At 67.9% G+C, this 11,906-nt stretch carries 11 protein-coding genes and 1 pseudogene; 8 read left to right on the top strand and 4 right to left on the bottom strand.

Annotation, left to right across the window (positions count from 1 at the left end; translation table 11 throughout):
• Positions 1-206: 206 nt before the first annotated feature.
• The 4 genes and pseudogenes from ACZ3KP_RS38645 to ACZ3KP_RS38630 form a co-directional block, all read left to right on the top strand.
• A pseudogene (locus ACZ3KP_RS38645) lies at positions 207-419 on the top strand (discoidin domain-containing protein); the annotation flags it as partial.
• A gap of 113 nt (positions 420-532) precedes the next feature.
• Positions 533-1,195: a glycoside hydrolase family 64 protein gene (locus ACZ3KP_RS38640; RefSeq protein ID WP_467505551.1), complete on the top strand. Its 663-nt coding sequence runs from the start codon at positions 533-535 to the stop codon at positions 1,193-1,195.
• Between the two features lie 314 nt (positions 1,196-1,509).
• A complete protein-coding gene (locus ACZ3KP_RS38635; protein WP_467505549.1) occupies positions 1,510-2,616 on the top strand; it encodes a lectin in 1,107 nt (368 codons plus the stop codon).
• A 27-nt stretch (positions 2,617-2,643) separates the two neighbouring features.
• Positions 2,644-3,411 (top strand): NPP1 family protein, encoded by a 768-nt coding sequence (locus ACZ3KP_RS38630; protein WP_467505547.1) that lies wholly within the window; start codon positions 2,644-2,646, stop codon positions 3,409-3,411.
• Positions 3,412-3,623: 212 nt separating this feature from the next.
• Here the strand turns inward: ACZ3KP_RS38630 and ACZ3KP_RS38625 are convergent, their stop codons facing one another.
• The 4 genes from ACZ3KP_RS38625 to ACZ3KP_RS38610 all read right to left on the bottom strand — a co-directional run bounded on the left by ACZ3KP_RS38625 (position 3,624) and on the right by ACZ3KP_RS38610 (position 8,148).
• On the bottom strand, positions 3,624-4,763 hold the full coding sequence (locus tag ACZ3KP_RS38625; RefSeq protein ID WP_467505546.1) for a vanadium-dependent haloperoxidase: 1,140 nt from the start codon (positions 4,761-4,763) through the stop codon (positions 3,624-3,626).
• A 491-nt stretch (positions 4,764-5,254) separates the two neighbouring features.
• Positions 5,255-5,683 (bottom strand): ATP-binding protein, encoded by a 429-nt coding sequence (locus ACZ3KP_RS38620; protein ID WP_467505544.1) that lies wholly within the window; start codon positions 5,681-5,683, stop codon positions 5,255-5,257.
• 1,027 nt (positions 5,684-6,710) lie between these two features.
• Positions 6,711-7,502 (bottom strand): anti-sigma factor family protein, encoded by a 792-nt coding sequence (locus ACZ3KP_RS38615; protein ID WP_467505543.1) that lies wholly within the window; start codon positions 7,500-7,502, stop codon positions 6,711-6,713.
• Positions 7,503-7,527: 25 nt separating this feature from the next.
• Positions 7,528-8,148, bottom strand: a complete 621-nt coding sequence (locus tag ACZ3KP_RS38610) for a sigma-70 family RNA polymerase sigma factor (protein WP_467505645.1) — start codon at positions 8,146-8,148, stop codon at positions 7,528-7,530.
• A 279-nt stretch (positions 8,149-8,427) separates the two neighbouring features.
• Between ACZ3KP_RS38610 and ACZ3KP_RS38605 the strand changes: the two genes are divergently transcribed.
• The 4 genes from ACZ3KP_RS38605 (at position 8,428) to ACZ3KP_RS38590 (ending at position 11,871) form a co-directional block, all read left to right on the top strand.
• A complete protein-coding gene (locus tag ACZ3KP_RS38605; RefSeq protein ID WP_467505541.1) occupies positions 8,428-8,583 on the top strand; it encodes a hypothetical protein in 156 nt (51 codons plus the stop codon).
• Between the two features lie 361 nt (positions 8,584-8,944).
• Entirely contained in the window at positions 8,945-9,241 is a 297-nt protein-coding gene (locus tag ACZ3KP_RS38600; RefSeq protein WP_467505539.1) for a plastocyanin/azurin family copper-binding protein, read from the top strand.
• Entirely contained in the window at positions 9,238-10,239 is a 1,002-nt protein-coding gene (locus tag ACZ3KP_RS38595; RefSeq protein WP_467505537.1) for a metallophosphoesterase family protein, read from the top strand. The genes ACZ3KP_RS38600 and ACZ3KP_RS38595 overlap by 4 nt, the downstream gene beginning before the upstream one ends.
• Positions 10,240-11,160: 921 nt before the next feature.
• Positions 11,161-11,871 (top strand): hypothetical protein, encoded by a 711-nt coding sequence (locus ACZ3KP_RS38590; protein WP_467505535.1) that lies wholly within the window; start codon positions 11,161-11,163, stop codon positions 11,869-11,871.
• The last annotated feature ends 35 nt before the right edge of the window (positions 11,872-11,906 follow it).

Below are 11,906 nucleotides of genomic sequence, written 5' to 3'. Positions count from 1 at the left end.
TGCGGATCGGACGCTAGGGGCAGCCCGCCCGGCCGTCAATACATCAAAATATAAGGCGTGAATTATCGTCCTGATCGCCGCCTTCTTCGCGGCCCTGGCACCGACGCCCGCGCGCCGCCGACCAGTTACCGTCCCGGGGCAGGCCCGCCACCGCCTCCTCGACCGAGAACGGCTCCTTCCCCGCGAGCGCGGCGGTCGACGGCAACCCAGGCACCCGCTGGTCCTCGGCCTTCTCCGACCCGCAATGGCTGCGAGTCGACCTCGGATCCGTCCAGCAGCTGAGCCGTGTCACCCTGGACTGGGAGGCCTCCTACGCGACCGCCTTCCAGATCCAGACCTCCACCGACGACAGCACCTGGACCACCGTCTACTCCACCACCACCGCCACCGGCGGAACGCAGGACATCGCCATCTCCGGCAGTGGCCGCTACGTCCGCCTCCACGGCACCGCGCGGGGCACCCCGTACGGCTACTCCCTTACTGGAGCTTCAACGGGCACGTGCACTCCATCGCCGAGCAGCCCTAGCTCGACATGCCGGCCAACTCCGCGGGCCGCATGTACTTCTACTTCGGTTCGCCCAACAGCCCGTACTACGACTTCATCGAGTTCACCGTCGGCAACAACGTCTTCAACGGCAACACCACCCAGGTCGACGTCTTCGGCCTCAAGCTGGCCATGCGCCTGCACAGCAAGGACGGTTACGACATCGAGGTCGGCGAGAACCGGCAGACCTTCGCCGAGGACCGCTCCACCAGCTTCCAGCGCTTCACCGCCGCGGTTCCGCACCAGTTCAAGGTGCCGGCCCAGACCCAGGCGCCGTACCGGATCACCGCGCCCGGCAGCGACCCCGGTTTCCGCGCGGGCGGCGCCAACGCGAACCACTTCACCACCTACGCCCAGTCGGCGGGCGTGAACGCGGCCACCTCCGACATCTTCGGCTGCGCCGCCTCGCTGGCGGGCAACCCCGACATGTGTGCCGCCCTCAACCGCCACGTCGCCACCCTGCCGGCCTCCCAGCAGTCCGACCTGGCCCCGTTCTACAAGGCGGCACCAGCCAACCACTACGCCAAGTTCTGGCACGACAACGCCATCAACCACCTCGCCTACGGCTTCCCCTACGACGACGTGGCGGGCCAGGCCTCCTTCATCTCCCACGCCGATCCGCAATGGCTCCTGGTCGCTGTCGGCTGGTAGCCGATCCGGTGGCACGGACACCGAACGCATGCTGATCCCCTGACTGGCGGGTCCGCATCCGTCGCCCCGCATGCGGATCGCCCGACAACCGCCCGAGTCGCTGAGGCTTCCGCGCCCTTGGCGCCACCGTCGGCGCGACCGCGGCTCTTGGCCGTCTTCCCGCCAACACCCTTTCCCCTCTCCTTACTTCACTACTTGACGAAAGTAGTCGCCCTCTTTAGGTTCTCGGGTCAGCCACGCGTCGTACGACGCCTCCCTCCGTTCACAGGTGAGGCGCCGGCCGCCACCCCCCATGTGAAAGGCCACCCCCTCTCATGGCCCGATCCCTTTCCACAGCCGCCCTCACCGCCGCACTGGGTCTCTCCGCGTGCCTGCTCACCGCAGGCCCCGCCCAGGCCGACACCGGCACCATCACCGGACTCGCCGGCAAGTGCCTCGACGTCGCCGGGGCCGACTCGGCCGACGGCACGCCCGTCCAGCTCTACGACTGCAACGGCACGAACGCCCAGCAGTGGACGGTCGGCAGCGACGGCACGATCCGCGCCCTCGGCAAGTGCCTTGACGTGACCGGCAATTCGACAGCCGACGGCGCCAAGGTGCAGCTGTGGTCCTGTACCGGCGGCGCCAACCAGAAGTGGACCGTCAGCGCCGCACACGACATCGTCAACCCCCAGGCGAACAAGTGCCTGGACGTCACCGACAACAACTCCGCCAACGGCACCCGGACACAGATCTGGAGCTGCAGCGGCGGCGCCAACCAGAAGTGGAACGCGCCGGCGAGCGGCGGCGACAGCACTCCGTCCGGCTTCGTGGTGAGCGAGGCGCAGTTCAACCAGATGTTCCCGAGCCGGAACTCCTTCTACACCTACAGCGGACTCACCACGGCCCTCAGCGCCTACCCGGCCTTCGCGAACACCGGCAGCGACACGGTCAGGAAGCAGGAGGCCGCCGCCTTCCTGGCCAACGTCAGCCATGAGACCGGCGGACTGGTCTATGTCGTCGAGCAGAACACCGCCAACTACCCCACTTACTGCGACTGGAGCCAGCCGTACGGCTGCCCCGCCGGACAGGCCGCCTACTACGGCCGCGGACCGCTCCAGCTCAGCTGGAACTTCAACTACAAGGCGGCGGGTGACGCGCTCGGCATCGACCTGCTCAACAACCCCTGGCAGGTGGAGAACAACGCCTCCGTCGCCTGGAAGACCGGCCTGTGGTACTGGAACACCCAATCGGGACCGGGCAGCATGACCCCGCACAACGCCATGGTCAACAGCGCCGGATTCGGCCAGACGATCCGCAGCATCAACGGCTCCCTCGAATGTGACGGCAAGAACCCGGCCCAGGTGCAGAGCCGCGTGGACGCCTACCAGCGCTTCACACAGATCCTCGGGGTCTCACCGGGCAGCAACCTGTACTGCTGACGCCAGCCGCCCGGACAAGGAGCCGTAATGCCCAACGTGAAGTCCCTCGCCAAGGGCCTGCTCGCAGCACTCGGTGCGATGACGCTCGTCGCGGCCGCTCCGGCGAGCGCCCACGCGAACGTCCTGCAGTTGCTGCCGCAGAACGCCGACGGCCTGGAACAGACCTTCTCCCCTGCCTACGACTACGACGGCGACGGCTGCTACGCCACCGCCGCCATCGGCGCCGACGGCACCATCAACCCCGGTCTGAAACTCGGCGGCGACGTCAACGGCCACTGCCACGACTATGTCCAACTCGCCAACGCCAACACCTACTCACGCGAGAAGTGCAACAACGGCTGGTGCGCCGTCATGTACGCCAGCTACTTCGAGAAGGACCAGGCCACCTACGGTCCGGCGGCCATCGGGCACACCCACGACTGGGAGCACGTCGTGGTGTGGATCAACGACAACGAGGTCCAGTACGTCTCGGTGTCCCAGCACACCGGCTACCAGGTCGCCGCCCGCTCCTCGGTCCGCTTCGACGGCACCCACCCGAAGATCGTCTACCACAAGGACGGCCTCTCCACCCACGACTTCCGCTTCGCCAACAGCAACGACGAGCCTCCGGAGAACGCGACCGGCGGCTGGTTCTACCCGCGCCTGGTGGGCTGGAACGGCTACCCGGCCGGCTTCCGGGACAAGCTGATGAGCGCCGACTTCGGCGCGGCGACCATCAAGATCAAGGACGGCGACTTCGCGTACGCCCTGGCGCACTCCATGCCCTCGGGCATCCCCTTCGATCCCAACGCCTGACCTGCGGAACAGAGGGGATTGCCACCGGGTCGGTAGCGCCGCTTCCCGCTTCCTGTGCGTCCGCACGTCGAATCCCCAGGGCACAACGCGGCGGACGCTAAGGGAGGCGGATGGCCGCCCTCTGAGCGTGGCCCGAGCCAGTGGTACCCGATGCGCCGGGACCACTGGCTTCTCGGCCCAGCCATGTGCATGGTTGTGGCGTGGCGGTGCGGTCAGAGCCGACCTGCCACGAAGTCGGCCACCTGGGCGCCGAGTTGCTGGCCCGCGTGGTTGTCGAGGGAGGTGTGCTGGCCGGACCAGATCCGGCTGAGCCACGCTTCGGTGGCGGCGTCCTGGAAGCCGGTGAAGGTTCGGGTGACGCCCTTCGAGGTCACCGCAAAATGGTGCCGCGCCCCGTAGAGTCCGGCCAGCGTCGTTGCCGCAGCCTGGCTGAGAGCGCCGTGAGCGCCCGGATAGGACGGATCCGGTGCGGTCGGCAGCAGAGGGGTCCAGCCGGGATCCCCGACGATGCCCGGGTTGTAGTGCGTACCGCCGAGCCGGATGGCCGTCACGGGCCGCCAGACGTGGTAGACGTACTTGGCGTCGTACATCGCGATCGCGGTGTCGGCGAGGGACAGGTCGAGACGGGCGAAGACCTTCACCGCCTTCTCCAGGTCCGCGTTCTGGGAGGTGACGAGGTTCTGCGTGATCTGGTTCCAGACGTTCCATACAGGTGCCGCCGCCCAGAACTTCGCGGCTGCCGTCTGATCGGGAGTGCGGGTGGTGCTGGTCTTGCTCCCCAGGCTCTTTACCTCGTTCAAGGCGCTGGCGTACGCGGCGCTGCTCACGGCCGGCGGCGGTGCCGGGCGGAACTGCCGTCCGTCGGCCAGTACGAACGGCTTGACCGAGCCCCAGTCGGTGAGCACCGGTGTCGGGAAATTGGGAGGGGTGGGCCGGTAGTACCCGGCCTTGTCGCCGGGGCGGAACCGCGGCGGCTTGGCTGAGGATCCGTCATTGGACCGCAGGGTGATCAGCCTGCGGGCGACCTCAGCTCCCACACCCATACCCGCCTGCTTGCCCGGGCCGCCGGAAATCGCGGACAATTGGCTGCTCAGCCGCTGGTTCAAGCCTGCGCGCATGGCCGGGTAAAGGGCGACCAGCACATCGTGGGCTGCCTGGTCCGCTGCGGCGTCCGCACGAGCTCCTCTTGGCGCCGTCACCGAGAACACGTAGGCGGGGCCGGTCCGGGTGATCGATACCACCGCGTCGTACTCGGCAGCCTGCAGAAGCGCGAAGCTGCGCGTGGGTTGGACGGTGGACGGCTGCGCCTTCGGATTGCCGAGGATGGTGACGAGCTCGCGGTTCCACTCCACGACCGACATCCCTGCCCCCGGCGCGGCGGTGCGCAGAGCCGGCGAGTGAGCGGTGGTGGACCCGAAGGCCGGGCCGGCGAGTCCGGCTGCCAGCGCGGCTCCGGCAAGTATGGCGAGTGTCTTCTGCTTTCCACCCATGTTCTGTAGCTCCTTGTCGCTGGTGGCGGGATGTGACAACTGACGGTCACGCGAGGGTGATGATGTCGGGGTGGTATGCACCGGCAGGCAGGTCGAGCCGGCGACGGTCGTGGAGGACGAGTTGCTCGGCGGGTTCCGTGGCAGCTGCCACGGAGCCGGCGTAGTCCAGGGCCCTCCGGTCCACGAGGGCCTTCCGGCGTAGCAGCCAGGCGCGTTCGGCTCCGGGGGCCGGCACTTGGTGCATCCGGGGCGTCGATGCCCTTGCCGGTGTTCGGTGTGACGTCCACGCTCACACTGTGCTGCGGTGCGGGCCCCGGCAGGGGGTCGTAGCTCGTGCGGAGCGTCCAGCCCGGTCATGGCGAGCACCTCAGGCGGGCGCGGACTTCGCGGCCGCCGCGTGTCTGGCGAATCTCGGTCGACTGGGCAAGGGACTGGACGATGCCGGTGCCACGGCCGTGTTCGTCGGAGGTGATGCCGGGGCGATGACGCTCCACGGCCGCGCCGGAGTCAGTGACCACGATGTGCAGAGTTTCGTGATCGAGGGCGAGCAGCAGGGTCATGCGCTCATGGCCGTACTGGGCAGCGTTGGCGGCGAGTTCGTCGACGATGAGAATGGCGGAGTCCCGCTCACTCGCGGGCACACTCCAGGTCTCCAGCAAATCGGCTGCGAAGTGACGAGCGGCGGACACGTGCGCCTCCTGCGCCGGCAGGGTGAGCAGTGCATGGCGGCGGCAGGGCCGGCCGAGCAGTGAAGTCGGGCTGGGGGAATCGGTCACGAACATGGTCTTCTGGCTCTTCTGTCGATGTGCGGAGACCGGAACGGGGTGACCGCAAGCAATTCGGAGGTGGCCGGTAGGCCGGATCCTGATCCTGCGGGGGCGCGCTCAACCAGTTCCACGGACGACACACGCCGGACGGTTCGAGCTATTTGCCTCTTTTGTCACGATTCCTGCGAGTCGTGGCGATGTTGGCGCCTGCCTGGGCTCAGCTGCCTCTGCCCAGAGCTGGCTGTTGCGCGGCCGACGTCCGGAAAAGAAGAGTCGTGCGCGCCTCGTCGGCCGCTCATGCATGAAGTCGGCTGCGGCCTGGGGCGGTTCGACGGAGCGGGAGTGAGAGTGACCAGGGCCCGGAAACCGTCGGCGCGTCGCGAGAGGGGCCAGGGTGTCGGTTGCATGCCCCCACACCCCTTTCGCACAGCCGTGCCCGCCCGTGTACGCGGCCGGCACCCGCGGGGCCCGGCGCGGGACGGCCGGCCCAGCGATGCGTGGCACCACCGCGGACGGATCGATCGGACGGCTGCTTCACCCCACCCCCCGACCCTCGACCTGCTGGTCGCGTACCCGGATGGCCTTCACCTTGATCAACCTGGCGGGGGTGACCATTCCCCGCTGGCGGCGGCCGACCGACCATCAGCCGCCTCGGCGCGCTGGCTGCCGGACAGCCCCTCGGTCACACAGGTGCCGGTGGCGAGCCCTTGACGGACGGCCCCGTCGATCCCGGAGCCACGGGGTGCGGCCGGATCGAGGGGCTACGGTGAGCAGGAGCGTGCCCGTACAGCCGGTGTCGCGGTTAGAAACCTCTTCCATGGCCATCGGCTGGACGTCCTGTGCGCTCCCCTCCAGCTCGGTCCACCGGTCTTGAGGGCGGCCCGGTGCTTGTCGAATGTCCGGGGTCCCTCGCCGCGGAGCGCCCGGCCTTTCGAAGGCGACGTCCTCTTGGCCTCTGGCGCCACCAATCCTCACGCCCTGCTGCTGCCGTCATGCCACTGAGCGACCGGCCGCCCTGTGACATGACCGCCGTGGTCTGGCCTCACGCTCGCATGGTGACCAGCTTCTGACCGTTGCCCGCGAGGATCTCGAAGTGCTCGATGGCTCCCGGAGCCATGGCGACCGCTCCTGGGATCGTGGTGCCGGGAGGGTACTCGCCTGCCCGCCAGGTAGCGCCGTCCGTCCTAGCCCCGCCGGGCCCGACCGCCTGCAGCCGACAGGTGATTCCGGCCGGTGCCCCTCCTGCGGAGATCTGCAGAACACTGCCCCAGGCAGAGGGCGAGACCTTCACCGAGGCGGAGACGCCGGTGGTGGGATCGCTCCCGGAGAAGGTGCGCCAGGCGGTCGGCGCGGTCGGCCCCGGCGGCCTCGCCTGGCTGCCCACGGATCCGATGGCCGCCAGCCATGTGCCACCGGCCGCTGCCGCGATGAACGTCAGCGAGACTGCAGCGCCGGCCAGTTGCAGACGCCAAGACCTGCGGCGCCTGGCCGCAGCCTGCTGGAGAAGCCTCTCCAGCGCACCCCCCTCTGGGGTCTTCGACACCGCGGGCGCGGCGGGCCGTTCGGGCAGCGGGGAGCCCTGCGCGCTTTCGGCTGCCCGTACCATCAGTCGGTCGGTCAGGTCCGTTTCGGCCGCCGGCACCGTCCGGCCCGAGGCCTCGGCTTCGGTCACCGTCGCGAGCAGCGCAGGCAATCCCGCCAGCTGGGCGTGTTCGGCCCGGCATTCGGTGCATGCCGCGAGGTGGATGCGCACCTGTTCCATTTCCGCCGGGGGCAGCGTGCCCAGGACGTAACCTCCCAGCGTCAGCCGGAGGGCGTCGTGCTCCGCGCTCATGGTCGCCGCCTCCTGCCCGCCACGGTCATGGCTCGATCCCCCGTTCCTGCAGCGCCAGCCGCAGGGCGTGCAGGGCGTAGTACGTCCGCGACTTCACTGTGCCCAGCGGGATGCCCAGCACCTGTGCGGCCTCCGCCATGGTCCGGCCCCGGTAGTAGGTCTCCAGCAGGACTGCGCGGTGGTCCGGGGACAGTGACCGGACGGCTTCGGCCACCGCCCAGCTCTGCAGTGCCTGCTCGATCTCGTCCTTGCCCGGCTTCTGCTCGGCGGCTCGTTCCAGCACATCGCCGCCGGCCTCGGCCGGCCTGGACTGCCGGGCTCGGTGGGCGTCGATGACCAGGTGTCGAGCGACCGTACACAGCCAAGCCCGGGCCGGGCCGCGTGCGGGGTCGAACGCGGCGGGATGCTGCCACGCTCGCAGCAGTGTCTCCTGTACCACGTCCTCTGCCCATTGCCAGTCTCCTGAGGTCAGTCGCAGCACGTAGTGGAACAGGGCTCCTGAGTGCTCCGCGTACAGCGTGCGCAGCAGTTCCTCATCCGCGGTCGAAAGGGTCCCTTTACCAGAGACACGGCGCGCGGAGCGATCCGGATCGGTCCTTGGGCCACGTTTTCGGGAACTCCATGGCATAACACGATCATCAGGCATATGTACCGCTTTGTCCCGTACGAACTGCAGCGATCCCATGAAGTACCACAAAAGGTGCGTATCCATCGAACCGCAGGGGCCATGCCGTCCGTGGAGGCGAACAAGAACCGGCGTACGCGCAACTTCTCACCGCTTCCCCTGCGGCAAGGGGTGGAACAGGGGTGACCGAAATGCACCAGACGACGCACGCGCTCTCGCCCGCGACCCCGCTCCCCTGCCCCCGCGCATCGAGGCCGGCGCCACTCTGCAGCCCCGACCGATGTCCAGCACACCGCGCCGATGGCGCTACGCACAGTGATCGGCGGCTGCGCGGCGACCGGGGCAGAGCTCCAACCGGCCAGTGCGCGCACCACCCGTATGGGCGACGCCGACCTCCTGCCCCGGGGCGGGCAGCCGCCACTGGGCGGCACCCAGGCTCGCTCGCTGGGTCCGTGAGGGACGCGTGCCCATGAACGCGGCATCCACCACATCTCTGCGGTTGCGTGCGCCCGAGCCGGCGCAGTTCCCGTCTCCGCCTGATCAGTGAGGAACGCACACCATGTACGTGAACCTTCGCCCACCAACTCGGCGATCCCGTGCTGCGGCCGGGCTGGCCGTCGCCACCATCGTCACTGCCGGCGCGCTGGGACTCCTCAGCTCATGCGACCCGTCGTCGCATCCCTCGTCCTCCGGAGCCGGCGCCATCACGCCCGGTCCGGATCAGCATCAGACCCCCGGGATGCCCGGTGCCACGGGGTCGGGGAAAGCGGCGGGCTCCGCTCCCGGCGCCTCCCCGATGCCCAGCATGAGCATGCCCATGAGCACCTCGAGCACGGGCGCGGCGGCCGCGCCGATGACCGGGAACGCCGTCGCGATCAACAACTTCGCATTCTCCCCGGCCAAGCTGAAGGTCAAGGCGGGCACGACGGTGACGTGGACGAACCAGGACACCGACGCCCACACCGTCACCAGCGCCGGATCGGGCGGCCCCCTGCACTCGGCCGCCCTGGCCACCCACGCCGCCTACAGCTACACGTTCACCAAGCCCGGCACCTACGCCTACCTCTGCACCATCCATCCGTTCATGACCGCCACCGTTGAGGTGACCCGATGACCGACTACTACGACCGTCACGACGGAGCACCGGTCGACGACGCCGGCCAGCCTGAAACCGAGCACGGTATGACACGGCGTCAACTCATGCGTCACGCAGGGTGGTTCGGCGGCGCGGTGGTGCTGACCGTGGCCGGCGGAGAGGTGATCAGTCACATCGCGGACTCCCGGGACACCAACGCCTGGGCTGACGCCGGGGCCGTCGCAGCGGAAAGCGGCGCGCTGCGGTTCGTGCAGGTCTCCGACAGCCATATCGGGTTCCAGGGCCCGGCGAACACGGACGTGGCCGGCTCATTCAGCGAAGCGATCAACCAGGTCAACTCACTCGGATTCAGGCCGGACTTCGTCATGCACAGCGGCGACCTGACCCACCTGTCCACGGCCGGGCAGTTCGACCAGGTCAAGCAGATGATGACCGGAATGAAGACAGACCGCGTCTTCACCGTGCCGGGCGAACACGACTCCATCGGTGATGCGGGCCGCGCCTACCGGCGGACCTTCGGCATGGGCACGCTCGGCGACGGCTGGTACAGCTTCGACACCCACGGCGTGCACTTCATCGCCCTGGTCAACACCCTGAGCCTGGAGAAACTCGGGCACCTCGGCAACGCGCAGATCGACTTCGTACGCAAGGACCTGGCGGGACTGCCATCGGACACCCCCGTCGTGGTCTTCAGCCACATCCCGCTGTTCGCCATGTACCCGAAGTGGGGCTGGAGCACCGACGACGCTCTCAAAGTCATCGCACTCCTGCGCCGCTTCTCCTCCGTCACCTGTCTCAACGGGCACGTCCACCAACTGTTCACCAAGACAGAGGGCAACATCACCTTCCACTCCGCCACCACCACCGCCTACCCGCTGCCCAAACCGGGCCGCGCCCCCGCCCCCACGCCCCAAGTCGTCCCTGCCCGGCAGCTCAAGGACGCACTCGGCATCCGCAGCGTCGGCTACCGCCAAGGCGACCGCGAACTGGCCGTCAAGGACCAGAGGCTGGCATGAACACCCAAAGATTGCTCGTCCCACCCTGCGGGCGGCGACCGCCGCAACCCTCGCCGCGGGCGGATACGTCCACGCCCAGCTCTACATCGACGGGTACCGGTTCGTCCACGTCATTGGCCCCCTGTTCCTGCTCCAGGCCAGCGCGTCCTTCGCCCTCGCTGCCCTGCTGCTGAGGATCTCCGATTCACCGAGCGCGGTCTGCAACCGGCACCACAAGCCGTCCGCAGCCTCCTCGCCGAAACCGGCACGCTGCTGCTCCTCGCGAGTGTGACCACAGACGCTAGGTGTCTCCGGAGCACTACGCTGACCTGCACTTTTGCCAACCACATTCAGCAGTATGGGGAGCTGTCTGCCGAGGATTCTTGGCACATCGGTACAGATTCGAAGGCCTCCCTGCCTGCACCGACGACGCCCCTTCCTCCTCCGGTTGCCTCCAATGGCCCATCCCCAACCACGACGTCACGTCGGCATCCTTCCCAGAGGGCCGCTGGATCACTCCCTCGAAAACGGGGCGGCGGTCTTCTATCTGCCGACGACGCTGCTCGGGTGAGCGTGTCGCGGAGGCCTCCGCTCTTCCCCGCTCAGATCACTGCCATATGGCGACTCACCTCCGGCCTACGCGCCCCCTGGTTGGACCGTCAGCCTTTGCTGGACTTGGTCAGTGGGGGGCTCAGCACCTCGGGACATCTCCCTGAGACCTCCCAGCAAGGGTGCTGCGTGATGACCGTGGGAGGCGCACCCCTGGTATCCCGGTGCGATGAGGCGGCGTTACGAAGATCCAGAGGCCCTTAAGATGATCTTCGTAATTTCCATCGCACTCTTGGCATGTAAGGCGGAGACGTGGCTCCCCAGCCCCCGCTGCTCGATCACTCGCCAGTTGGCGCATCGAGCGCTACTGTCCCCTGGTCGGACACATCGACATTGCACGATCTCGCCCGAATGCATGCCATCTCAGCTGACGCCGTCAGTCAACTGGCCATGCCGTCGGACTGGACTGCCCGGTGGACTACGGCGTGGCGTTTCGGACGGACGCTCGTCGGTTGCACCGTCAGGAACCTGGGCGAGGTCGACGTGCTCTCAAGTGTTCCTGTGCGCCGCTTCACTTGGCGTACCGATCAGTGGCATCGCCCCGGCCTTGGATATCTGGTCAGTACCGACCGTCACCACGGTTTCGAGAGTTTCGAGGAGGAACTCCTCCTTCTGGCAGCTGACTTCTCAGGATCTCTTGTGGAGGCGCTGACTCAACCGTTCCGTCTGCGCTTCCAGAGCGTCAACGGCAGCGTCGAGCACATCCCGGACTATCTTCTGCTGACCGACGACACGCCGTGGCTCATCGATGTGCGGCCTTCAGCGCGGATAGAACCTGAGGACGAGGTCAAGTTCGCCGCTGCGGCCGAGGTCGCCCTGGTTGCTGGGTGGAACTACGCGGTGGTTGCTGGTTGGCACGACCATGTAGTAGGCCTGATCGATACGCTGTCCGCCGGACGAAGGCACTTGACCGACCCACTGCGGCTACAGGAGCAGCTGCTTCTGGCGGCAGAAGACGGTCCACAGCCGTTCGGGACCCTGGTAAGGGTCTGTGTAGCGAACGGTGGAACTCGGTCGGTTTTGTTCAGCGGCGTCCGGCGGTGAGCCGGCCGTCGAAGGTGATGTCGAAGGCTTGGAGT

Source organism: Streptomyces sp. NPDC020958, from assembly GCF_055562175.1.
Note: the sequence above shows the minus strand (reverse complement) of the source record. Positions and strands in the feature narration are given on the sequence as shown.

Bases quoted from the DNA above. Each gene is read 5' to 3' on its own strand.
- ACZ3KP_RS38640 (WP_467505551.1), top strand. From the start codon at position 533: ATGCCGGCCAACTCCGCGGGCCGCATGTACTTCTACTTCGGTTCGCCC.
- ACZ3KP_RS38635 (WP_467505549.1), top strand. From the start codon at position 1,510: ATGGCCCGATCCCTTTCCACAGCCGCCCTCACCGCCGCACTGGGTCTC.
- ACZ3KP_RS38630 (WP_467505547.1), top strand. From the start codon at position 2,644: ATGCCCAACGTGAAGTCCCTCGCCAAGGGCCTGCTCGCAGCACTCGGT.
- ACZ3KP_RS38620 (WP_467505544.1), bottom strand. From the start codon at position 5,683: ATGTTCGTGACCGATTCCCCCAGCCCGACTTCACTGCTCGGCCGGCCC.
- ACZ3KP_RS38615 (WP_467505543.1), bottom strand. From the start codon at position 7,502: ATGAGCGCGGAGCACGACGCCCTCCGGCTGACGCTGGGAGGTTACGTC.
- ACZ3KP_RS38610 (WP_467505645.1), bottom strand. From the start codon at position 8,148: ATGCCTGATGATCGTGTTATGCCATGGAGTTCCCGAAAACGTGGCCCA.
- ACZ3KP_RS38605 (WP_467505541.1), top strand. From the start codon at position 8,428: ATGGCGCTACGCACAGTGATCGGCGGCTGCGCGGCGACCGGGGCAGAG.
- ACZ3KP_RS38600 (WP_467505539.1), top strand. From the start codon at position 8,945: ATGAGCACCTCGAGCACGGGCGCGGCGGCCGCGCCGATGACCGGGAAC.
- ACZ3KP_RS38595 (WP_467505537.1), top strand. From the start codon at position 9,238: ATGACCGACTACTACGACCGTCACGACGGAGCACCGGTCGACGACGCC.